This is a genomic window from Actinomadura sediminis (assembly GCF_042675525.1).
Classification (GTDB): domain Bacteria; phylum Actinomycetota; class Actinomycetes; order Streptosporangiales; family Streptosporangiaceae; genus Spirillospora; species Spirillospora sediminis.
Genome location: NZ_JBHTJA010000001.1, coordinates 151,959 through 174,481 on the forward strand (window position 1 = coordinate 151,959; position 22,523 = coordinate 174,481).

21 protein-coding genes are annotated in these 22,523 nt (G+C 73.8%); 4 read left to right on the top strand and 17 right to left on the bottom strand.

The genetic code is table 11. The annotated features are described in order from the left end of the window. Positions 1-106 precede the first annotated feature (106 nt). The gene (locus tag ACFQ11_RS00685; protein WP_378295703.1) at positions 107-1,132 is read left to right on the top strand and encodes a GlxA family transcriptional regulator; all 1,026 of its coding nucleotides are present in this window, start codon (positions 107-109) and stop codon (positions 1,130-1,132) included. A 208-nt stretch (positions 1,133-1,340) separates the two neighbouring features. On the opposite strand, the gene ACFQ11_RS00690 is transcribed toward ACFQ11_RS00685, so the two are convergent. The 10 genes from ACFQ11_RS00690 to ACFQ11_RS00735 all read right to left on the bottom strand — a co-directional run bounded on the left by ACFQ11_RS00690 (position 1,341) and on the right by ACFQ11_RS00735 (position 12,721). Next, entirely contained in the window at positions 1,341-2,951 is a 1,611-nt protein-coding gene (locus ACFQ11_RS00690) for a solute symporter family protein (protein ID WP_378295704.1), read from the bottom strand. Beyond that, positions 2,948-3,322, bottom strand: coding sequence for a DUF485 domain-containing protein (locus ACFQ11_RS00695; protein ID WP_378295705.1), 375 nt, complete (start codon positions 3,320-3,322; stop codon positions 2,948-2,950). The genes ACFQ11_RS00690 and ACFQ11_RS00695 overlap by 4 nt, the downstream gene beginning before the upstream one ends. 282 nt (positions 3,323-3,604) lie before the next feature. Further along, positions 3,605-5,329, bottom strand: a complete 1,725-nt coding sequence (locus ACFQ11_RS00700; RefSeq protein ID WP_378295706.1) for a sodium/solute symporter — start codon at positions 5,327-5,329, stop codon at positions 3,605-3,607. Next, entirely contained in the window at positions 5,326-5,868 is a 543-nt protein-coding gene (locus ACFQ11_RS00705) for a DUF485 domain-containing protein (RefSeq protein ID WP_378295707.1), read from the bottom strand. Before ACFQ11_RS00705 ends, ACFQ11_RS00700 begins: the two co-directional genes overlap by 4 nt. Further along, entirely contained in the window at positions 5,865-6,626 is a 762-nt protein-coding gene (locus ACFQ11_RS00710) for a LytR/AlgR family response regulator transcription factor (RefSeq protein ID WP_378295708.1), read from the bottom strand. Before ACFQ11_RS00710 ends, ACFQ11_RS00705 begins: the two co-directional genes overlap by 4 nt. Positions 6,627-6,735: 109 nt before the next feature. After that, positions 6,736-7,929, bottom strand: coding sequence for a sensor histidine kinase (locus tag ACFQ11_RS00715; RefSeq protein WP_378295709.1), 1,194 nt, complete (start codon positions 7,927-7,929; stop codon positions 6,736-6,738). Positions 7,930-8,133: 204 nt separating this feature from the next. After that, on the bottom strand, positions 8,134-9,363 hold the full coding sequence (locus ACFQ11_RS00720; protein ID WP_378295902.1) for a glycosyltransferase: 1,230 nt from the start codon (positions 9,361-9,363) through the stop codon (positions 8,134-8,136). A 79-nt stretch (positions 9,364-9,442) separates the two neighbouring features. Then, the gene (locus ACFQ11_RS00725; protein WP_378295710.1) at positions 9,443-9,796 is read right to left on the bottom strand and encodes a hypothetical protein; all 354 of its coding nucleotides are present in this window, start codon (positions 9,794-9,796) and stop codon (positions 9,443-9,445) included. Positions 9,797-9,816: 20 nt separating this feature from the next. After that, positions 9,817-11,448, bottom strand: coding sequence for an aa3-type cytochrome oxidase subunit I (gene ctaD / locus ACFQ11_RS00730; protein ID WP_378295903.1), 1,632 nt, complete (start codon positions 11,446-11,448; stop codon positions 9,817-9,819). 187 nt (positions 11,449-11,635) lie between these two features. After that, complete coding sequence (locus ACFQ11_RS00735) at positions 11,636-12,721, bottom strand: hypothetical protein (protein ID WP_378295712.1); 1,086 nt, start codon at positions 12,719-12,721, stop codon at positions 11,636-11,638. A 204-nt stretch (positions 12,722-12,925) separates the two neighbouring features. On the opposite strand from ACFQ11_RS00735, the gene ACFQ11_RS00740 reads away from it, so the two are divergent. Further along, entirely contained in the window at positions 12,926-14,524 is a 1,599-nt protein-coding gene (locus tag ACFQ11_RS00740) for a carboxylesterase/lipase family protein (protein WP_378295713.1), read from the top strand. A gap of 58 nt (positions 14,525-14,582) precedes the next feature. After that, complete coding sequence (locus tag ACFQ11_RS00745) at positions 14,583-15,863, top strand: acyltransferase family protein (protein ID WP_378295714.1); 1,281 nt, start codon at positions 14,583-14,585, stop codon at positions 15,861-15,863. On the opposite strand, the gene ACFQ11_RS00750 is transcribed toward ACFQ11_RS00745, so the two are convergent. Both ACFQ11_RS00750 and ACFQ11_RS00755 read right to left on the bottom strand, forming a co-directional pair. After that, entirely contained in the window at positions 15,793-16,146 is a 354-nt protein-coding gene (locus tag ACFQ11_RS00750; RefSeq protein WP_378295715.1) for a DUF488 domain-containing protein, read from the bottom strand. The two genes, ACFQ11_RS00745 and ACFQ11_RS00750, sit on opposite strands and share 71 nt — an antisense overlap. 44 nt (positions 16,147-16,190) lie before the next feature. After that, complete coding sequence (locus tag ACFQ11_RS00755) at positions 16,191-16,364, bottom strand: hypothetical protein (RefSeq protein WP_378295716.1); 174 nt, start codon at positions 16,362-16,364, stop codon at positions 16,191-16,193. Between the two features lie 163 nt (positions 16,365-16,527). Between ACFQ11_RS00755 and ACFQ11_RS00760 the strand changes: the two genes are divergently transcribed. Beyond that, positions 16,528-16,725 (top strand): hypothetical protein, encoded by a 198-nt coding sequence (locus tag ACFQ11_RS00760; RefSeq protein ID WP_378295717.1) that lies wholly within the window; start codon positions 16,528-16,530, stop codon positions 16,723-16,725. Between the two features lie 75 nt (positions 16,726-16,800). Here ACFQ11_RS00760 and ACFQ11_RS00765 read toward each other — a convergent pair whose 3' ends face one another. The 5 genes from ACFQ11_RS00765 to ACFQ11_RS00785 all read right to left on the bottom strand — a co-directional run bounded on the left by ACFQ11_RS00765 (position 16,801) and on the right by ACFQ11_RS00785 (position 22,510). Continuing rightward, positions 16,801-17,625 carry a hypothetical protein gene (locus ACFQ11_RS00765; RefSeq protein ID WP_378295718.1) on the bottom strand — a complete coding sequence of 275 codons (825 nt, stop codon included), beginning with the start codon at positions 17,623-17,625 and terminating at the stop codon, positions 16,801-16,803. An 11-nt stretch (positions 17,626-17,636) separates the two neighbouring features. Then, entirely contained in the window at positions 17,637-17,891 is a 255-nt protein-coding gene (locus tag ACFQ11_RS00770; protein WP_378295719.1) for a hypothetical protein, read from the bottom strand. 507 nt (positions 17,892-18,398) lie between these two features. After that, the gene (locus tag ACFQ11_RS00775; RefSeq protein WP_378295720.1) at positions 18,399-19,322 is read right to left on the bottom strand and encodes an alpha/beta hydrolase family protein; all 924 of its coding nucleotides are present in this window, start codon (positions 19,320-19,322) and stop codon (positions 18,399-18,401) included. A 245-nt stretch (positions 19,323-19,567) separates the two neighbouring features. After that, positions 19,568-20,494, bottom strand: a complete 927-nt coding sequence (locus ACFQ11_RS00780; RefSeq protein ID WP_378295721.1) for a dienelactone hydrolase family protein — start codon at positions 20,492-20,494, stop codon at positions 19,568-19,570. Positions 20,495-20,920: 426 nt separating this feature from the next. Beyond that, on the bottom strand, positions 20,921-22,510 hold the full coding sequence (locus tag ACFQ11_RS00785; protein WP_378295723.1) for a CocE/NonD family hydrolase: 1,590 nt from the start codon (positions 22,508-22,510) through the stop codon (positions 20,921-20,923). Between the last annotated feature and the right edge of the window lie 13 nt (positions 22,511-22,523).

Here is a 22,523-nt window from a genome sequence, read left to right on the forward strand (position 1 = left end):
GGCGGGGCCGCCGCCTTCCCGGCCGGGGCGCGCTGTGCTATTCAACGAGTCGGGCGGTTCCGCGTACTCGGGGCGGTGAGGCGCTGCGATGGGGACGAGCGGCGACATGCTGGCCGGCGCATTCCGGGCCGCCGACGGAGCACGCCCGGGGAGCGCGCCGGTCCGGCTGGTCGTGGTGGTGTTCGATGGCGCCCTGCTCGGGAGCATGTCGTTCGCCTGCGGGGTGTTCGACATCGCCGCGCACTACGGCGCCCTGCCCGGCACGGATCTGCGGATCGTCGCGGGCGAGCCCGGCGCCGCCATCGTCGGCGGCGGCCTGTCGTGCGCCGTCCCGTACGACCTGGACGCGATCCGCGGCGCGGACCTCATCGTCGTCCCGAACCTGCCGCAGCCGACCGCCGAGCGCCCGCCCGAGCCGGTGCTGGACGCGCTGCGCGCCGCGCACGCGCTGGGCGGGCGGGTGGCCGGCCTGTGCAGCGGAACGTTCGTCCTCGCGGCCGCCGGGCTGCTGGACGGGCGCCCGGCGACGACGCACTGGTCGCTGGCGGGCCGGCTGGCGGAGCTGTACCCGGCGGTCCGGGTCGACGCGGCCGTCCTGTACGTCGACGACGGGGACGTGCTGACGGCGGGCGGCGGTGCCGCGGGGATGGACCTGGGGCTGCACCTGATCCGCTCCATGCTGGGCGCGTCGGACGCCGGCCGGCTGGCGCGGGCCCTGGTGGTGCCGCCGCACCGGTCCGGCGGCCAGGCGCAGTACATCGAGTCGCCGCTGCCGGAGCTGGACGCCTCGGACCCGGTGGCCGAGACGATCGGCTGGGCCCTCGGCCGGCTGGAATCGGCGCTGCCGGTGTCCGCCCTGGCGCGGCGGGCGCACATGAGCAGGCGCAACTACGACCGGCGGTTCCGGGAGATCACCGGGTGCGCGCCGGCGCAGTGGCTGGCCCACCAGCGCGTCATCCGCGCGCAGCAGCTCCTGGAGTCGAGCGACCTGACGGTCGACGAGGTCGCCCGGCGCTCCGGTTTCCCGTCGGCCGCCGCGCTGCGCGCGCGCTTCCGGCAGGCGGTCGGCGTCACCCCGACCGCCTACCGCGCGACGTTCGGCCATCGGCCGGGGCCCTCCGGGACGTCCTGAAACCGTCGATCGGTGCGGCGCGGCGCGGCGTCACGGTCCGGCTCCTGGTCGATGGCGGGGCACCCGCAGGAGTGAGGTCTCGTCCGCGCGGCCCGGGCGGGGGCGGGACGCGCGGCCCGGGCGGGCGCGCGACGGCCCCGTCCCTGCGGGGGCGGGACGGGGCCGCGTGCCGCGCGCGCCGGGCGACGGATGGCCGCGCGCGGGGTCCTCAGTGCTTCGTCGCCTGCTCGGCGCCCGCGCCGGTGAGGGAGCGGACCTCGATCTCGGCGTACTTCTCCGCGTTGTGCTCCTTGCTGAGGATCGTGCCGAGCCACCCGCAGAAGAAGCCGAACGGGATGGAGATGAGGCCCGGGTTGCTCAGCGGGAACCAGTGGAAGTCGGCGCCGGTGAACAGGGCCTTGTCGGAGCCCGACACGACCGGTGAGAAGAACACCAGGAACAGGGCCGCGCCGAGGCCGCCGTAGATCGCGGAGACGGCGCCGGTGGTGTTGAACCGCTTCCAGAACAGGCTGTACAGGATCGCGGGGAGGTTGCCGGACGCGGCGACCGCGAACGCGAGCGCGACGAGGAACGCGACGTTGAGGCGCTGGGCGAAGATCCCGAGGACGATCGCGACGGCGCCGATGACGAACGCGGAGATGCGGGCGACGCGGACCTCGTCCCGCTCGGTGGCCTTGCCCCGCTTGAACACGTGGGCGTACAGGTCGTGGGCGTAGGACGAGGACGACGCCAGCGTGAGGCCCGCGACGACGGCGAGGATCGTCGCGAACGCGACGGCCGCGATCACCGCGAGCAGGATGGTGCCGCCGACGTCCCCGAAGACGAGTTCGCCGACGCGCTGGGCGAGCTGCGGTGCGGCGGTGTTGCCCGCCTCGTTGGTGGCGCGGATCTCCTCGCTGCCGACGAGCGCGGCGGCGCCGAAGCCGAGCACGAGGGTGATCAGGTAGAACGCGCCGATGATGCCGATGCCCCACAGGACGGACTTGCGGGCGTCGCGGGAGGTCGGGACGGTGTAGAACCGGATCAGGATGTGCGGCAGCCCGGCGGTGCCGAGGACGAGCGCGAGGCCGAGGCTGACGAGGTCGAGCTTGCCGGCGATGCCCTGCTCCTCGGTGCCGTACCGCAGGCCGGGCTCGAGGAACGCCTCGCCCTTGCCGCTCTGGTCGGCGGCGTCCTGCATGAGGCTGAGCACGTTGAAGCCGAACTCGCCGAGGACGAGCAGCGTGACGAGGGTGGCGCCGGTCATCAGCAGGACGGCCTTGACGATCTGCACCCAGGTGGTGCCCTTCATCCCGCCGAACACGACGTAGACGATCATCAGGATGCCGACCAGCGCGATCGTGGCGCCCTTGGCGAACTCGCCGGTGAAGCCGAACAGCAGCGCGACGAGCGCGCCCGCGCCGACCATCTGCGCGAGCAGGTAGAAGATCGACACGACGATGGTGGAGACGCCGGCGGCGGTGCGGACGGGCCGGGGGCTCATCCGGAACGCGAGGACGTCGGCCATCGTGAAGCGGCCCGAGTTGCGCAGCAGCTCGGCGACGAGCAGCAGGGCGACGAGCCAGGCGACGAGGAACCCGATCGAGTAGAGGAAGCCGTCGTAGCCGTAGAGGGCGATGAGGCCGGCGATGCCGAGGAACGACGCGGCGGACATGTAGTCGCCGCCGATGGCGAGGCCGTTCTGGACGCCGGAGAAGGAGCGGCCGCCGGCGTAGTAGTCGGTGGCGTCCTTGGTGTTCCGGCTGGCCCAGACGGTGATCGCGAGGGTCGCGGCGACGAACGCCAGGAACAGCAGGATGGACAGGGTCTCGTGGCTCATCGGGGGTCCTCCGCCTTCCCGAGGTCGTCGCGGCGTTCGGCGGCGGCTTCGGTCTCGACGCCGCCGCGCACCTTGTCGGCGAGCGGGTCGAGCTTGCGTTCGGCGTGCCGCGCGTAGAGCCACGCGATGGCGAACGTCGACACGAACTGCAGCAGCCCGAAGACGAGGGCGATGTTGGCGGAGCTGAACAGCTTGACGCCCATGAAGTCGCGCGCCCAGCCGGACAGCACGACGTACAACAGGTACCAGGCGAGGAACGCGGCGGTCATGGGGAACGCGAAGCGGCGGAATCTGCGCTTCAGTTCCTGGAACTCGTCGCTGGCCTGGAACCGTTCATAGACGGTGCCGGTGGCGCGTTTGTCGTCGGACACGACCACCCCTCCTGTGTTGTGACGCCGGTCACGCGCAGCGTAGGGAGGGTCCCGGGCGGGTGCGAGGGGATGCGGGCCGGGGTGCGCCGGGCTGCCGCCCGTCCGCGACGATCTACACGTGCCGTCGATGAACGGCCGATTTCACACGACGAACGGTCGGTGCGTCGCGGCGACCGGAGGACCGTGGACGGTCGGGCCGGGATGTCGATGCGCCGCCGTTCGGTCGGCGGGCCCGGCCGCCCGGCGGCGGGCGCGAGGGCGGCCGGGCTCGTCCGGCCGCGGTCACACGCGCTTCGGGCGCCACGTGCCGCGGTCGACGTTCAGCGACTCGGGCGTGTGCAGGCGCACCATCATCCGCGCGGTGCCGGGCGGCACCCGCCGGGGCGTGCACCAGGACACGACGATCATGACGGTGAAGGCGATCGGGACGGTCCAGGCGGCGGGCTCGGCGAGCAGCGCGCCCGCGAGGCCCGCGGGCGGGGCCGTGATCGTCCAGGCGACGGCCGCGCCGGCGAGCGTCCCGCCGGTGACGAGCCCCGCGAGGGCGCCGGGGACGGTGAGGCGCCGCCACCAGACGCCGAGGACGAGCAGCGGGCAGAACGTGGACGCGGCGACGGCGAACGCGAGCCCGACGACGTCGGCGACCGACAGCGAGCGCGCCGCGAAGGCCAGGCCGAGCGGGACGGCGAGCGCGAGCAGCGTCCCGGCGCGGAACGAGCGGACGCCGCCCCGCAGGATGTCCTGCGCGAGGACCCCGGCGACCGACACGGTGATGCCCGACGACGTGGACAGGAACGCGGCGACGGCGCCGCCGGTGACGAGGGCGCCGAGGAGGTCGCCGCCGAGCCCGCCGACGAGCCGCCCGGGGAGGGTGAGGACGACCGCGTCGGTGCGGCCGGTCATGAGCAGTTCTGGCGTGTAGAGGCGGCCGAGCGCCCCGTACAGGGCGGGGAACAGGTAGAACGCGCCGAGGAGCGACAGCACCATGACCGTCGTGCGGCGCGCGGCGCGCCCGTCCGGGTTGGTGTAGAAGCGGACGAGGACGTGCGGGAGCCCCATCGTCCCGAGGAACGTCGCCAAGATGAGCGAGTACGTGGCGTAAAGGGAATGGTCGCCGCCCAGGGGGATCGACCATTCGCGGTCGGTCTTCACCGGATCGCCCTGCACGTGCGGGACGCTCGCGCCGCCGGGGAACGTCACGGTCGTGCCCTGGTCGATGTGGTGCGGCCCCGGGGCGAGGTCGAGGGGCGCGCCGTCGAGCGCGCGGCCGTCGACGCGCCCGTCCGCGGTGACCCGGACGGGCTCGGTGACGTCCACGGTGACCGCCATGCCGACGGACACGGTGGTGCGTTCGGGGAACCGCGGCGGGAGCTCCGAGGACAGGCCGGGCGCGCCGTCGTGCCGCCACGCGAGCAGCAGGAAGATGATCGGCACGGCCAGCGCGGTCAGCTTCAGCCAGTACTGGAACGCCTGGACGAGCGTGATGCTGCGCATGCCGCCGACCAGCACGTTCACCGCGACGACGACGGCGATGAGGACGCCGCCCGTCCACACCGGCGCGCCCGCGACCGTGCGCAGCACCAGCCCGGCGCTCTGGAACTGCGGCAGCAGGTACAGCCAGCTGATCAGCACGACGAGGACGGACGCGACGCGCCGCACGGCCATCGACTCCAGCCGCGCCTCGGCGAAGTCGGGCAGCGTGTAGGCACCGGAACGGCGCAGCGGCGCCGATACCAGGACGAGCAGGACGAGATAGCCGCCCGTCCAGCCGACGGGTAGCCACAGCATGTCGGCGCCGTGCGCGAGGATCAGCCCGGCGATGCCGAGGAACGACGCGGCCGACAGGTACTCGCCGCCGATCGCGGACGCGTTCCGCAGCGGCGTCACCGTCCGGGACGCGACGTAGAAGTCGGACGTCGTGCGGGAGATCCGCACCCCGAGCGTGCCGATCAGGACGGTCGCGAGCACCACCACGACGACGCCCGCGAGCCCGTACGCGGTGCTCATGCGGGCCGGTCGGACGGGCGCGGCCGGGGCACGCCGGCCGGGTCGGTCGCGAGCGGATCGCGGGCGGCCGGGTCGCGGGCGGCCGGGTCGCGGGCGGCCGGGTCGCGGTCGACGAGTTCGGCGAAGTCGTCCTCGTTGCGCTCCGCGAGCCGGACGTACATCCGGCCGAGCACGACGAAGCACGGGTAGATCGCCCCGGCCAGCACCGCCCACGGCAGCGGCAGCCCGAACACCTGCTGCTCGCGCGCCGCCGGGACCAGCGCGAAAAGTCCGGGCAGGCCGAACACGACGAGCGCGAGGACGCCGCAGAGCCGGGCCGCGAGGCGGAACTGGGCGCGCACCAGCGACCGCATGTACGCCTCGCCGAGCCCGGTCTGCTCGTCGATCTCCAGCGTCACGGGGTAGCGGGGACGGCGCGCGGCGCGGGCCCGCGTCCCGGTGACGAGCACCCGGCCGGGCGCCGGGGCCGCCCCGCCCGGACCGTCCCGGCGCGGCGTCCCGCCCGCCGCGCCGTCCGGACGTCCGCCGGCGGGGGTCACGGGGTCCGCCTCGCCCGGCGGACGAGCAGGTCGCGCAGTTCGCGGACGTGGCGGCGGCTCACCGGCAGTTCGACGTCGCCGACCATGACGGTGCAGCGGCCGGAGTCGAGCCGGAGTTCCTTGATGGCGGACAGGGCGACGAGGTGGCTGCGGTGCACGCGGACGAACCCGGCGCCGCGCCACCGCTCCTTCAGCGCGGCGAGCGGGATGCGGACGAGGTGGCTGCCGCCCTGGGTGTGCAGGCGCGCGTAGTCGCCCTGGGCCTCGACGTACAGGACCTCGCCCGGGGTGACGAACCGGGTCACGCCGCCCAGCTCGACGGGCATCGGCTCGGGTTCGCCGGGGTCCGCCTCGACGTCCTCTCCGCCGTCCGCGCCCTCGCTGCCCTCGATGACCCGCCGGATCGCCTCGCGCAGCCGCTCGGGCCGGACCGGCTTGAGGATGTAGTCGGTCGCCTTGATCTCGAACGCGTCCACGGCGTGGTCGTCGTAGGCGGTGACGTAGACGATGTGCGGCGCCCGCGCGAACTGGGCGAGGACGCGGCCGAGCACGGTGCCGTCCAGGCCGGGCATGCGGATGTCGAGGAACACGGCCGCGATGGGACGGTTCTCGGCGAGCGACCGGTCGAGCCGCCGCAGCGCGGCGGCGCCGTCCCGAGCGGTGTGGATCTCGCCGATCCGCGGGTCGGCGCTCAGCAGGTGCACGAGGTCGTCCAGTGCCGGCCCCTCGTCGTCCACCGCCAGGACTCGCAGGCCCACAACACCGTCCCTTCCCGCGCCGTGCGGCACATTCCATTCAACGGGCGTCCGCAAGTCAAGCGCCGGGCGGCACCGGGCGCGCGGCACGCCGCCCCCGCGTCACCACATGTCAGGACGTGGACGCCGTCACGCCCGGCTTGTACTTGGGCACCCGGACGGTCACCTTCGTCCCGGCGCCCGGGCCGGTCTCGACGGCGAGGCCGTACTCGTCCCCGTACACCTGGCGGAGCCGGTCGTCGACGTTGGCGAGCCCGATCCCGGCGGTCTCGTCGGCGACGGGACGGTCGCCGCCGGACAGCAGCCGCCGCACGTCCTCGGGGTCCATGCCGATGCCGTCGTCCTCGACGCTGATGACGCAGTCGGCGCCCGCGTCCTCGGCGACGATCGTGATGAGGCCGGGCTCGGACCGGTCCTGGAGGCCGTGCCGGACGGCGTTCTCGACGAGCGGCTGGAGGCACAGGAACGGGACGGCGACGGGCAGCACCTCCGGCGCGACCCGGAGCCGCACCCGCAGGTGCTCCCCGAACCGGGCGCGTTGCAGCAGGAGGTACTGGTCGATGGAGTGCAGTTCCTCCGCGAGGGTCGTGAAGTCGCCGTGCCGCCGGAACGAGTACCTGGTGAAGTCGGCGAACTCCAGGAGCAGTTCCCGCGCGCGCTCCGGGTCGCTGCGGACGAACGACGCGATCGTCGTCAGCGAGTTGTAGATGAAGTGCGGGGAGATCTGGGCCCGCAGCGCCCGCATCTCCGCCTCCATCAGCCGCGTGCGCGAGCGGTCGAGTTCGGCGAGTTCGAGCTGGGCGTCCACCCACTGCGCGACCTCCTCGGCGGCCCGGATGAGCCCAGCCGGGACGTCCTCCCCGTACGCGGCGAGCGTCCCGATCACCCGGTCGTCGGTGGCCAGCGGCACGACGACGACGCGGCGGATCGGGCAGTCGAGCCGCTCGCAGGCCACGTCGTGCACCTGGGTGCGGCCGTTCCCGAGCGTCACCTCGGCGTGCCCGGTCACCTCGTCCGCGTGGTGGTCGGCCTCGCCGTCCCACGCGAGCAGCCGCTCCCCGTCGGTGATCGCGAGGCCGGGGCAGCCGAGCAGCGCCCGCAGGTGCCGCGCGGCCTTCTGCGCGCCCTGCTCGGTGAGGCCCGCCCGGAACGCGGGCGCGGCCCGCGACGCGGTGTGCAGCGTCTCGAACGTCGCGCGCCGCGCGGGCCCGCCGAGGTCGCCGCCCGTCCCGCGGCGGCGCCGCCACAGCAACGCCGGCACCCACGTCAGCAGCAGGGTCGCGACTACCGCGATGACCACGCTCATCCCGCAAACCTACGCCGGGTACCGCACCGGCGACGGTGCGAACGCCGAGACCGGCGCGGTCGCCGGACGGCCCGCGCGAGGCCTCGGGCGTCGTCGCCGCGGGGTCCCGCCGCCCGCGCCGGTACGCACGGCCGCCGCCTGTGAGTCGGCACCCGTCAGCCGGCGTCCGTGAGTCGGCACCCGGCGTCCGCCACCCGTCGTCCGTCAGCCGACGTCCGCGGCCGGGTCGCGCATCGCGGATTCGGGTTCGGGTTCGGGTGCCGGTTCGCGCGCGGGCAGCAGGTCCTCGTACACCGCCATGACGCGGTGGACGAGCCGGTCCCACGTGCAGTCGTTCACGCGGCGGCGCGCCGCCACGGTGACGGCCCGGGCGAGCGCCCGCGACTCGAGGAGTTCGCGCAGCGCGGCGGCCAGCTCGTGCGGGTTCTCCGGGGCGACGAGCAGGCCGCTGCGGCGGTGCTCGACGAGTTCGGGGACGCCGCCCGTCCGGCTCGCCACGATCGGGACGCGCGAGTGCATCGCCTCCAGCAGCACCGACCCGACCTCCTCGTGCCGGGACGGCAGCGCCAGGACGTTCAGCTCGCGCAGCACGCGGGGAACGTAGTCGTGCGGGACGAACCCGAGGAAGTGGGTGCGGTCGTCGACGCGGAGCCGGGCCGCGAGACGCTGCAGTTTGGACCGTTCCGGGCCGTCGCCGACGACGACGAGGTGCGCGTCCGTCGCGTCCCGCAGCAGCGCGAACGCCCGCAGCAGGACGTCCACGCCCTTGCGCGGGGTCAGCCGCCCGACGTACCCGATGCGCGGGGCGGGGATCCGCTCCGGCATGACGGGTTCGCCCAGTTCCGGGGTGCCGAGTTCGGCGAGGAACTCGGTGCCGATGCCGGACGGCACGAGGTGCAGCCGCTCGTCCGGGAGCCCGTCGCCCGCGAGGGCGTCCCGCGTCCCCTCGGTCAGCGCGATCACCGCGTCCGCGTGCGCGAGCCCGTGCCGTTCGATCCGGGCGCCGAGCGTCCGGAACGGCCCGCCGCGCAGCCTGCTGTGGACGGTCACGACCAGCGGCGCCCGCGCGTGCGCGGCGACGTGCCGCGCGACCGGCAGGACCGCGAGGTCCTCGCCGAGGTGCGCGTGCACGAGGTCCGCGCCGTCGGCCAGGCCCGGCGCCCGCAGCCACGCCGCCGCGGCGTACCCCTGCCGCATCGCCGCGACGGGGAGCCCGAGCCGGACGACGCGTCCGTGCCGGCCGAGCCGGGCGAGCGCGGGCGCGTCCGGCGGCCGGGTGGTGACGACCGTCTGCCGCACGCCGAGGCCGTCCAGGGCCCGGCTCAGCTGCGCCGCGTGGTTCTGCATGCCTCCGATGGGGTCGAACCGGACGCCGCGCCCCAGCAGGGCCGAGGGCGGGGGTTCGAACACCGAGCACAGCCGCAGGACGTGCATGGCCACCTTCCCCTTCCGGTCTTCGCAGGTCAGCCGCTCGTGACCTTCCACTGTCGGCGGCGCTGAAACCGGGGGCCGCTCAGCACGCGCCGGGCGCGGGCCCCGCCGCGGACGGCGGCGCGGACGGCGGCGCGGACGGCGGCGCGGTGGCGGGCCGCTCGCACGGCGGGCGGACCGACAGCATCACCAGGGCCAGCAGGAGCACCGCCACGGCCAGCGCGACGGACAGGACGACGACCGCCGCACCGGCGGGCCGGCACGACGCCGCGGGCACCGCACCGTCCGCGGCGCCCCCGGGGTCCGCGGCGTCTTCGGCGTCCTCGGCGTCCTCCAGGTCGAACGACGCGAGCCGGCGCGCGAGGACCGGGTCGTCGCGTTCCAGGTCCGCGTCGATGCGCCGCAGCAGCAGTTCTTCCCGCCGGGACAGTTCCATGACCGCACACCCGCTCCCGCTCAGCGCTCGGACGGCGGCGGGGGCGGCGTCGCGAGCTCGGCCTCCTGCGGCGGTTCCTTCGGCGGATAATGCAGGTCGAAGGCGGGGCGCATGGAGCGGATGCGGGGCATCGCCTTGAAGTTGTGGCGCGGCGGCGGGCACGACGTCGCCCACTCCAGCGAGTTGCCGTACCCCCACGGGTCGTCCACGCCGACCTTGGGCTCGCGCCGCCACGTCCGCCAGATGTTCCACAGGAACGCGAACGTGGACGCGCCGAGGACGAACGAGCCGATGGACGACACCATGTTCAGCGTCGTGAACTCGTCGGCGTACGTCGCGTACCGGCGCGGGAGCCCTTCGGCGCCGAGCCAGTGGTGGGCGAGGAACGTCGTGTGGAAACCGGCGAACAGCGTCCAGAAGTGGATTTTGCCCCAGGTCTCGTTCAGCTTCCGCCCGGTCATCTTCGGCCACCAGAAGTAGAACCCGCCGAACATCGCGAAGACGACCGTGCCGAACAGCACGTAGTGCAGGTGGCCGACGACGAAGTAGGAGTCGGTGAGGTGGAAGTCCAGGGGCGGCGACGCGACGATCACCCCGGTCAGGCCGCCGAACAGGAACGTCACGAGGAAGCCGAGCGCCCACAGCATCGGCGTCTCGAACGTCAGCTCCCCCTTCCAGATCGTCCCGATCCAGTTGAAGAACTTGATCCCGGTCGGCACGGCGATCATGAAGGAGGTGATGGAGAAGAACGGCAGCAGGATGCCGCCGGTGGCGAACATGTGGTGCGCCCACACCGTCATGGACAGCCCGGTGATCGCGATCGTCGCCGCCACCATCCCCAGGTACGCGAAGAGCGGCTTGCGGCTGAACACCGGCAGGATCTCGGTGATGATGCCGAAGAACGGCAGGGCCACGATGTAGACCTCGGGATGCCCGAAGAACCAGAACAGGTGCTGCCACAGCAGCGCGCCGCCGTGCGACGGGTCGTAGATGTGCGTGCCGAGCTTGCGGTCGGCGAGCATCGCGAACAGCGCGGCCGTCAGCACCGGGAACGCGACCAGCACCATGACGCTGGTGAGCAGGACGTTCCAGGTGAAGATCGGCATCCGGAACATCACCATGCCGGGCGCGCGCATCGCGACGATCGTGGTGATCAGGTTGACCGACGTCAGGACCGTCCCGGCCCCGGACAGGATGAGCCCCGCGACCCACAGGTCGCCGCCCATGCCGGGCGAGTAGGTGTTGTCGGCGAGCGGCTGGTAGGAGAACCATCCGAACGGCGCGGCGCCGTTCGGCACGATGAACCCGCCGAGGACGATCAGCGCGCCGAACAGGAACATGTAGTACGTGAGCGCGTTCAGCCTCGGGAACGCGACGTCCGGCGCGCCGATCTGCAGCGGCACGAACACGTTCGCGAACCCGGCGAACAGCGGCGTCGCGAACAGCAGCATCATGATGGTGCCGTGCATCGTGAACAGCTGGTTGTAGCCCTGGCTGCTCACGACCTGCATGCCCGGCTGGAGCAGCTCGGCGCGCATCACCATCGCGAGGACGCCGGCGATGAGGAACATCGCGAACGACGTCCCGAGGTAGAGGTACCCGACCATCTTGTGGTCGGTCGTCGCGAGGATGTGGCCGATCTTCGTGCCCATCCGGTGCGACGCCAGCGCCTCCTCGGTGCTCGCGTCCGCCCGGCCCTCCACGGCCGTCATCCGCTCTCCCTCCTCGCGGCCCCGACCCGACGCTCCCGAGTGGGCACTAACCCGGGGATCACCCTTCAAACGCGGGGCGGCCGAAGGATGGGACGTCCATGATCGAAGCCGGGAGGAGGGCGGGCGGTCACCCGTTCGTGTAGACGAGCGGGGCGCTCTCCGTCTTCCCGACCGCCCACAGGGACGCGGCGCCCGGGACGGACGTCGCGCCGGTCACCTCGCCGCCGCCCGTGACCGGGACGTCCACCCTCGTCCAGGTGGCGCCGTCGAGCCGGTACAGCGCGCCCCCGGACGCCTGCACGGCCCAGGTCGTCCCGTCCCCGGTGCGGACCAGCTCCACGTTGTACGTCGGCGCGGGGCCCTCGCTCCACGACTCGCCGTCCCACCGGTAGAGGACGGGCCTACGGTGGCCGTTGTCGGCCCGCGCGGTTCCGGTCGCCCACACCTCGTTCTCGGAGACGGCGAGGACGTCGTTCCAGAAGCCGTCCTCGGGGAGCCCCGCGACCTCGCTCCACCGCTGCCCGTCCCAGCGCACCACGCCCCAGGTGGCGGCGGCCCACGCCGCGCCGCCCGGGAGCGCGGAGATGTCGTTGACGGCGATGCAGCAGTTGTCGTGCGCGCCCGCGTCGTACCGGGTCCACCGGCCGCCCTCCCACCGCAGGATGGTGGTGCCGCAGGTGAACCAGGCGCCGGCCGCGTCGGCCTCGGGGTTCTGGGGCGCGCACCCGTCCGGCGGCGCGACGTTGTGCCAGCGGGTGCCGTCCCAGCGTGCGACGAACGGCTTGTGCTTCGCGACGTCCTGGAACGCGTGCAGCGCACCCGTGACCCACACGTTCGTGGGCGAGCCGGCGTCGATCTCGCGCACGGCGGCGTCCCCGCCCGTGCCGGGGATGTCGTGCGTCTGCCAGGACGTCCCGTTCCACCGGGTCACGACGGCCTTCGGCGGCAGGATGTCGATCGTGCCCGCGCCGAACCCGGGGATCGACCAGTCGATGCCCTGGTAGCCCTGGTACCCGCCCGCCCACACGTCGTCGGGGCCGGTCGCCGACACCGTCTCCAGCCCGCTGCGCGGCCACAGCAGCGGGGTCGGATCCGCGTGCAGCGGCGGCGGCCCGGCCGCCGCCGCGGGCGCGGCGACCGGCCCCGCGGAGGCGAGGACGGCGGCGAGCGCGGCCGTGAGGGTGCGTGCGGGACGGACACGGGACGAGCGCATCGGCCGGTTCCCTTCGCTTGCGACGGGGACGTCCCCGCGATTCAACCAAGCCAGTGATCACTGGCACAATACTTCGTCCACTTCGGGCCGCCCGGACCCTCGCCGGCCACATCCCTTTCCTCCCGGGCCTTGCATCGGTTCTAGAACTGTTTTCTAATTCTTTGCGAGTCATCGGGGGCCGCAGCATCCTTCGGAAGGAGCCCGATGAGGGTCACAGGCACCGCACCGCCCGCATCCGCCCTGCTCGCCTCTGCGCTCGTCACGGCCGGGCTGCTCGTCGCCGCCCCGGCCGCGAGCGCCGCCCCGGCCCGCCCGTCCGGCCCGGCGGACGTCGTCCGGACCGACAAGGGGACGGTGCGGGGGGAGGTCCACGACGGCCACCGGACGTTCGAAGGGATCCCGTTCGCGCAGCCGCCCACCGGCGACCTGCGCTGGCGGGCGCCGCGGCCCGCGAAGCCGTGGACGGGCGTGTACGACGCGACGTTCCCGCGCGGCGCGTGCGCCCAGCCCGCCCCCGAGTACGGCGGCGACCCGTCGTACAACGAGGACTGCCTCTACCTGAACGTCACGACGCCGGCCCGGGACCGCGGCCGCTCGCGGGGGAAGCTGCCCGTGATGGTGTGGGTGCACGGCGGCGGGAACACCACCGGGACGGGCTCGGTCTACGACGCGTCGAAGCTCGCCGTCCGGGGCGACGTCGTGGTGGTGACGCTCAACTACCGGCTCGGCCCCCTGGGCTGGCTCGCCCACCCGGGCCTGGACGAGCGGCGGCTCCAGTCGGGCAACTTCGGGCTGCTCGACCAGCAGGCGGCCCTCCGCTGGGTGCAGCGCAACATCCGCGCCTTCGGCGGCGACCCGCGCAACGTGACGCTGTTCGGCGAGTCCGCCGGATCGATGGACACGTGCGCGAACGTGGTCTCCCCCACCGCCGCCGGCCTGTTCGACAAGGCGATCCCGCAGAGCGGGAGCTGCGCGTCGGACTTCCACACCGAGGAGAGCGCCGAGGCCGAGGGACGGGCCGTCGCCGCGGCGCTCGGCTGCGCGGGCGCCGCCGAGGCGGTCGCCCGCTGCCTGCGGGAGATTCCCGCGCGGAAGCTGCTGGAGGCGTCGGCCGGGCGGCAGAATCCGGCACCCGTCACCGGCGCCGACCGCGTCATGCCGTTGCAGCCCCGCGAGGCCGTCGAGCGGGGCCGCTTCAACCGCGTCCCGATCATGCACGGCAACACCCTGGACGAGCTGCGGGTGTACATCGGGCCCGCGTTCCCGGAGCCGATCAGCACGGCGCGGTACGAGGCGATCGTGCGCGCCCGGTTCGGCGCGGACGCGGACGCGGTCCTCGCCCGCTACCCGGCCGACGCCCACGACGACCCGCGCATCACGCTCGCCCGGATGCAGACGGACCACGGCAGTGGCCTGTCGACCTGCCTGCACCAGGACGCGTTCGCGATGCTGCGCGATGCGCGCGTCCCGGTGTACGCCTACCAGTTCGCCGACCGGACGGCGCCGCCGCTGGTCGACACGCCCGGCTTCGACGAGGGCGCGGCGCACGCGTCCGAGCTGCCCTACCTGTTCCCGGGCCTGTTCGGCGACCCGCTGGACGCGGCGCAGCGGGAGCTGTCGGACGCGATGGTCGGGTACTGGACGTCGTTCGCGCACCACGGGCGTCCGCGGGCGCACGGGGCGCCGCACTGGCCGCGGTTCCGCGACGCCGGGGACGTCCTGTCGCTGGCGCCCGGCCCGGGCGGGATCCGTCCGGTCGACACGGCCGCGGCGAGCAACTGCGCGTTCTGGAGGTCGCTCTGAACTACCAAATCCGGACGATAGGGGAGACCTCTATGCGATCTTGACCTAGTCTGTCGAAATGCTCCCCACTGTGGGTGAACCCCCCGCAATGTCCCGGTTGGGATGGCTGGACGCGCTGCGCGGGATGGCGGCGCTCGCGGTGGCGCTGCACCACGCGGGCTACGTCTACTTCCCGGGCGTGCACGCGCGGATGGCCGGCTGGTTCGATCCCGGCACCTTCGGCGTCCTGGTGTTCTTCCTCGTCAGCGGGTACATCGTGCCCGCGTCGCTGGAGCGCCGGGGCAGCGTGCGCGGGTTCTGGATCGGCCGGTTCTTCCGCATCTACCCCCTGCTGGCCGTCGCGGGGCTGCTGGCGGTCACCCCTTTCCTGCTCGGGGGCCGGGGCCTGCGCGCGGGACTGGAGCAGTACGACCCGGTGACGGCCGTCGTGGCGCACGCGACGATGCTGCAGGACGTCCTGGGCGTCCCCAACGCGATCAACGTGCTGTGGACGCTGACCTACGAGATGGTGTTCTACCTGCTGATCGTCGCGCTGTTCGTGACGGGCGGGCACCGGCGGTCGGCGCCGGTCGCGGCGGGTCTCGCGGCCGCCGCGCTGCTGGCGGGCGGGCTGCTGCCGACGGCGCTGCTGTCGCGGTCGGCCGGGACGGGCCCGGTCGCGGCGGCGGCCGCGCTCGCGCTGCTCGCGGCGATCGCGGCGGCCATGTCGGGACGGCGCCCGCTGCGGATCGCGGGCGGCGTCCTCGGCGGGGCCGTGGCCGCGCTGTTGGTCGTCCTGAACGGACGGATCGGGCCGTGGGCGGCGCTCGCGATGCTCGCGATCATGTTCACCGGGACGGTCGTGTACCGGGCGGAGCACGGGCAGATCCGGCGCGGGACGGCCGCGGCCGTGGCGGCCGTCGTGTGCCTCGGCGCCATCGCCGCGGGCGTCCTGCACGCCGGGCCGGGCGCGGGCCGCGGCCCGCTGCTGTGGTCGGGGTCGGTGCTGCTCGCGGCGCTGGCGTTCGCGGCGGCGTGGCTGCTGCGGGACCGGACGTTCCCGCGCTGGGCGACCGGCCTCGGCACCGTCAGCTACTCGCTGTACCTGCTGCACCCGGTCCTGCTGATGGTCGCCGTCCAGTTCCTCGGGTTCGGGGGCCGCGGCGACCTGCCCGGCCTGCTGCTGTTCCTGGCGGTGCTGCTGGCCGCGAGCTGGGCGTCGCAGCGGTGGATCGAGGCGCCCGCGCAGCGGCTCGGCCGCCGCCTGACGCGCCGGGTCGTCCCGCCCGTCAGCGGAGCAGCGCGGCCAGGACCGCGGCCTGACTGCGCTTCGCGTCCTTCGTCGCGGTCAGCAGCGTGACGGTGCCGCGCCCGGCGAGGTCGCGGAGCTCGCCGAGCGCCGCGGCCCGTTCCGGCTCGTCCAGTTCGGCCCGGTACCGCCGCTCGAACTCGGGGAACCGCTCCGCCTCGTGGCCGTACCACTTGCGCAGCTCCGTGGACGGCGCGACGTCCTTCGCCCACGCGTCGAGCCGCGCCTCGTCCTTCGACAGGCCCCGCGGCCACACCCGGTCCACCAGGACCCGCTTGCCGTCCTCCTCGGCGGCCGGTTCGTAGACCCGGCGCACCCGCACCTCGCGTCCCATGCCCCCTGCTTAACACGGACGGCCGGGCCGCCGCCGGGCCGGGGTCACAGGTTCGGGCGCGCCCCGTGCCGGGGGCGTTCGCCGGTGCGGTGGTATTCGGCGGCGGTCCGGCGGGCGAACTCGCCGGCGAGGGCACGGCCCAGAACCTCGTCGTCCGGACGATTCCTTTCCAGATATTCGAGCGCCTCCGCCAGTTCTCTCGTGGTGAGCTGACGCAACGGCTTCTCGGCCCATCTCGGTTGTTCGGACCGCGGCCGATCGGCACGCGGTTCCGCGTCCGGCTGGACGGGCGGCCGGATGGTCATGTCAGCAGCCTTTCATTTACGTTTCGCCCGCGCGGCGGGATGTACTCGGGTAAGCGCCGGTCAATATGGTGAGTGCGTGCATTGGTGGAGCCAGCAGGCGTGCGACGCCGCCGCGGAGGCGCAGGCGGCGGACCCGTCCCCGACGAATCTCATGGCGGCCGCCCAGGTGCAGGCGCTCGTGTCGATGGCCGAGGCGCTGCACCGCATCGCGTCCGCCCTCGAGGAGCGCGACGGGGCCGAGAGCACCCTGCCGCCGGCCGTCCGCCCGAAGTAGCGTCCGTCCGCGGCGCCCCGGGGAGAGCGATGCCGGTGCACCCGTCCGCGGGGGCACCGGCATCGTCGCGGCGGTTCAGACGTCGCTGAACGACTTGCGCTCCGTCCGCCCGCCCGTGCTCGAGGCGAGCCGGGACGGCTTGGCCGGCGCGGGCTTCGACGGCGGGCGGATCTGCCCGGCGCCCGCGGGCTCGGCCGCGTAGTCGTGCTCGGGCGCGGGGGCCGCCGGACGCTCCGGCTCGGCGGGGGCCGGGCGCGGCTCGTCGCGGGGCCGGTCCCGCAGCCGCCGGGCGGCCTGGCGGAGGGCGCGCTCGCCGACCAGCCGGGTCAGCTCCAGTCCCCAGCAGTCGAGCTTGTCGGCGTCGGTGAGGTCGTCGCGGTTGCTCAGCTCGGCGGCGAGCCCGCCGAGCCGCTGCGCCTCGGCCAGGTCGAACTCGCGCATCAGGTGGCAGCACAGCTCGGCGAGGGCGGCGTGGTCGCGCTCGAACGACAGGCCCGACAGGTCGTTGTGCGACAGCCGGCTGAGCGCGCGCTTGCGCTCCAGCTCGCCGTCGGCGAGCCGCAGGATGCCGTTCAGGACGGCGATCGGGCCGGTGCCGCCGGCCCTGCTCTGGGCCGGGGAGATCGACATGCGCAGGACCGCGGCGGAGCCGATCCCCGCCACCATCACCCGAACGACGATGAGCGCGGACCCGGGCATCGTGGCGGGCAGCCCGAACGTCCATCCCGCCGCCGTGATCATGATGAGCGCGACGACGGACGCGCTGACGTTGACGAAGACGAACAGCAGTCCGCCGGGGGACAGGAGGGCCGCGACGGGCTTGTCGCGGTACCGCGCGACCAGTTCGGCGATTCCGATGGCGCCGCCGATCAGCGCGGCGAGGAGCATCTCGATGATCATTTCTTTCCGCTCTATGCGCTGCGTGCGGTGAGCCGCCCGAAGGCGGGCTCTTCGGCCTTGCCCCGGCGGGAGAGCAGGGTCGCGGGCCGCTGCTGCTGCCGGCCGGCCAGTTCGGCGCTCTCCACCTCCAGGAAGACCATCAGCCATTCCGCCGGGCCCGCCGCCATGCCGGTGTGGGTGCGCAGTCCCCGCTCACGCGCGTTGAGGAAGGTGAGCAGCCATCCGGTGGGACCGGACGCCCTGCTGCCGCGAATTCTGGAATCCATGGGGGAGACCATTTCGCAGCGCGCCGGTGAAGTCGACTTCCGCAGGGTCAAGTTTTCCGTAGGCGCCGGCGGCCGCACTGAACAGAAGGGTCATCACCGCTACTTGGGGCACACGGCGGAAAACACCCCAAGCGCGCTACAGATCTCCACGAGGTTGGTCGATTACCCGCACCGTTTGAGCGCGAACGGCGATTCCTTTACGAAGAATTCCGGTTTGCGCCCGGAGTGGAGATCGACTTTCACCGGCGGACGGCCCGCGCCGCGTCGAACGCACCCGGCGAGCGGACGTCCGGGCGGCGCGGCGACCGGGCACGCGGGGACACTCGCCGTGTCGCGGTATGTCGCGGTCGATATCCCCGCGTATCCCCATCCCCGCGTATCCCCATCCCCGCGTATCCCCACCCCCGCGTGTTCCCACCCCTGCGTATCCCCGTCTCGCGCGGCGACCCGGCGCCTGGAGGCGGGCGCCGGGTCGCGGGGCGAGATCGGCCGAGGGCCGGCCGGGGGTCAGCTGCCGGGGCAGGTGTCCCGGTACTCGGAGATGTTCCGGTCGCCGGTCGGCGCCGGGCAGAGGAACCGCTCGTAGCGGGTGTCGTTGTCGACGTACCGCTTCATCCACGCGATCGTGTACTTGGCGATGGTGTCGTTCGGGGAGTTCGCGACCAGGTGGCCCGCGCCCCTGATCTCCAGGTACGCCTTCTCCCGGGCGGACCGGAGGCTGTTGTAGAACGGCTCGGAGTGCAGGCCCACCGACGCGATGAGGTCGTTCTGCGCACCGATGATCATCGTGGGGGTCCGGACGTCGCGCCAGTCGGTGAACAGGTTCCACGGCATGAGCGGGACGGCGGCCTTCAGCGACGTGCGCTCCTTGACCGCGTGCAGGGTGCCGCCGCCGCCCATCGAGTGGCCCATGACGGCGAGGCGGTTCGGGTCGACGCGGTCGCGCACCGGGCTGTCGCGGCTCGTCAGGAAGTCGAGCGCGGCGAGGAGCTGGTCACCGCGCTGGGCGGGCTGGTCGAGCAGGGTGGTGGTCTCGATCGTCATGACGACGAAGCCGCGCGACGCCAGCCGCTCCCCGTACCAGGAGACGAGGAACTCGGGCGAGACGAACCCGGGCGACACGGCGATCGCGCCGAACGTCCCCTGGCTGCGGTCCTTGGGCGCGTAGATCGTGCCCTTGTTGAAGCCCGGCCCGCTCCACGAGCCGACGCCGATCCGCTCGACGTCGAACGAGCCCCGTTCGGCGACGATGCTCCGGTCGGTCGGATCCGGGCCGCGCTGGTACGGGTTCTCGGCCGCCTGCGGAGCCTGCGGAGCCTGCGGAGCGGCCGGGGCGGCCGCGGCGGCGGTCGCGGCCGGCGCCACGGCGGCGCCGGCCGCGAGGACCGCGGCGGGGAGCATGCTGAGCGCACGCGTCAGACGCTTGTTCATCGGGCGTACCCTTCGCTGGACGAACCCGCGGCGGGGGACTCGCGGGTGCCAGAATTGTGGGACGCCCGATCATCCGAAACTTCTCACTTTCCGACATCTTTCACGCGCGATGCTTTGCGCGGGCGAACAAAATGGCCGGAACGCAACGGCGGGCGGGGCGGCGACACGGAACCCGGAACGCGCGGCCGGTGCGGGGAACGCACGCGGGGCCGTGCGTCCGCCCGTCCGTCCGCGGCGTGCGGTCGTCAGCTCCCGGGGCAGGTGTCCCGGTACTCGACGAGCGCCGGGTCGCCGGTCGGCGCCGGGCAGAGGAACCGCTCGTAGCGGGTGTCGTCGTCGACGTACCGCTTCATCCACGCGATCGTGTACTTCGCGATGACGTCGTTCGGGGTGTTGAACGACATGTGCCCGGCGTTGCCGAGCTCCGCGTACGCCTTCTCGGGCGCGGCCGTCAGCCCCTCGTAGAACGGCTCCGAGTGCACGCCGTTCGCGGCGATGAAGTCGTTCTGCGCGCTGAGGATCATCGTGGGCGTCCGGACGCCGCTCCAGTCGCGGTTCAGGTTCCACGGGGCGAGAGGCACGGCGGCCTGCAGGGCGGTGCGCTTGCGCGCGGCCTCGAGGGTCCCGCCGCCGCCCATCGAGTGGCCCATGACCGCGAGGCGGGCGGGGTCGACCCGGTCGCGGACCGGGCTGCCGCCGCTCGTCAGGTAGTCGAGGGCGGCGAGGAGCTGGTCGCCGCGCGCGGCCGGCTGGTCGAACAGCGTCTTCGTCTCGATCGTCATGACGACGAAGCCCTGCGAGGCCAGCCGGGGCCCGTACCAGGAGATCCAGGCTTCGGGGGAGACGAACCCGGGCGACACGGCGATCGCGCCGAACGTCCCCTGGCCGCGGTCCGTCGGTGCGTAGATCGTGCCCCGGTTGAAGCCGTCGCCGCTCCCGGCGGGGACGGCGATGGCCTCGAACTCGAACGGGCCCTCGTCGGCGGTGATGCTCTCCTCGGTCGGCGCGGGCCCGCGCTCGTAGGGGTTCGCGGCGGCCTGCGGGACGAGCGGGACGGCCGGCGCGGCCGGGGCGCTCGCGGCCGAGGCGCTCGCGGCGGGGGCCAGGGCGGCGCCCGCGGCGAGGACCGCGGCGGGCAGCGCGCCGAGCGCACGCGTCAGACGCTTGTTCATCGGGGCGACCCTTCACTGGACGAACCCGCGACGGGGGTGCTCGCGGGTCCCAAGAATTCTGGGGCGACCCGACGCCGGCGTTCTTCGTGTTCCGCTACGCGTTCCGGCCGGTGGCCTCGGCGGCGACTGACAAAAGCCGCCGGAAACGGGACGGAGGGGCCACTCCCCCCGAAGTGACCCCTCTCCCCCCGTTCCGCCGCGCCGGCCAGGTGCTCTCTGGGGCTCGCCGCTCCCCCCGAAGCGGCTCGCACCGGCGCGCGGCGGATGAGTCGAAGGTAGCCACCCCGTCCAGGGAAGTTCGAGGGTTCGCGCCCCGATGTCGATGAGCGGGCCACTCTGTGCGACGAGTGGATTACATGCTGCGTTCGGCGCGCCCTGCAACCATGGGGCATATCCCGACCGAACAGGACGATCCGGTCGGTGGGTTCAGCCTCGCCAGACGGGCAGCGTGAGCGCCGAAGGGCGGGACGCGTCCCGGAAGACCTCGAAGCCCGTGCGGCGCATCGCCACCGCCCGTCCGATCGGCTCGCCGGTGCCCGGATTGCGGGCGAACCGGGGGAACGCCCCGCCCGCGAGGACGACGCGGAGCCGGTGCCCGCGCCGGAACCGGTAGCCGGTCGGGTGCATCTCGACGTCGGCGCGGACGGTCCCCGGTTCGGCGATCCGCACGATGCCGTCGGTGACGTTCCGGGACACGCCGTCCCTGTCGACGTCGCAGAGCCGCACGAACAGGTCGCCGTGGCCCGTGCTCGTCCAAACGTGGACGGTCGCCGACACCGGCCCGATCAGATCGAGGTCCCGGTCGAGCGGCGCACCCGTCAGGACGGCGACGTCCCCGCGCCGCTCCATCACCGCGTTGTCGCGCTGCCGTCCTTTGCCCGGCGCCAGGAGCGGCCCGCCGATGTTCGGCGTGGGATCGAACGGGTCGTAAACGAACGTGGCCGGATCGTCCGTCCCCGTCGGCTCCTCCCACGCGAGCCCCTGCGACAGGTAGAGCCGCGTGGGTTCCGTGCCCGGGGGCGGCCACGCGTCGAAGTCGAGCCAGCGCCCGGCGCCCTGCAGGTACAGGCGGACGGGCGCGCGCCGCAGCTCGGCGGCGTCCCCGTGCAGGTGCGCGCCGAGCCACGACACCTGGTCCGCGAGGACGGCCCGCAGCGCCCGCGCGTCGTGCCCCCACGGGCCGATCGTGATGCGCGGGCCGCGCCCCGCGGCGTCCAGCGCGGCGAAGTCGCGGAGCTGCCCGCGCAGGAACAGGTCCCACCAGCCGGTCACCATGCTCGCGGGCGCCGTGGTCGCGGCGACGGCCGCACTGTGGTCGGTCGCGTCCCAGAAGCCGTTTCCTGGCTCGGTGTGCGCGGCGACGTCCCGCAGGAACGGCTCCGGACGGCCGATCGCCGCCAGGTCCGCCTCCCCGACCGGCAGGTGCCGCATCGCCCGCCGGACGCGCCGCGCGTGCAGCGGCGCGAACCGTTCGTCCCGCGTCCCCATCGACGACGACCACACCAGCGTGTTGAACAGCGCCATCGCGCCGCCCGGGTAGAACGAGCCGACGAACTCCGACGCCGTCACGCCGAGGCCGAGCGCCGCGAGCGGCGGGTCCGCGTACGGCGCGACGGCCCACTGCGTGAAGCCGAGGTAGCTGGCCCCCGCCATCGCGACCCGCCCGTCGCACCACGGCTGCGCCCGCAGCCACTTCAGCGTCGCGAGGCCGTCCTCGCGCTCGTGGTGGAACGCGCGGAACTCGCCGCCCGAGCCGCCGATGCCCCGCACGTCCTGCACGACGACCTGGAACCCGCGCCTCGCCAGCACGCCCGTGAAGTACCGCACGGGCCGCTGCGCCTTCCCGTACGGGGTGCGGACCAGGACGGCCGGCAGCGGGCCCGCGCCGCGCGGGCGGTGCAGGTCGGCGCGCAGGACCGTCCCGTCCGGCATCGGGACGCGCAGGTCACGGGCCGTCTCGACGGCCGGTGTCGTCTCTTCCGGAAGCCCGAGGAGACGATCCACGAACCGGGCCATGAACGGGCTCCCT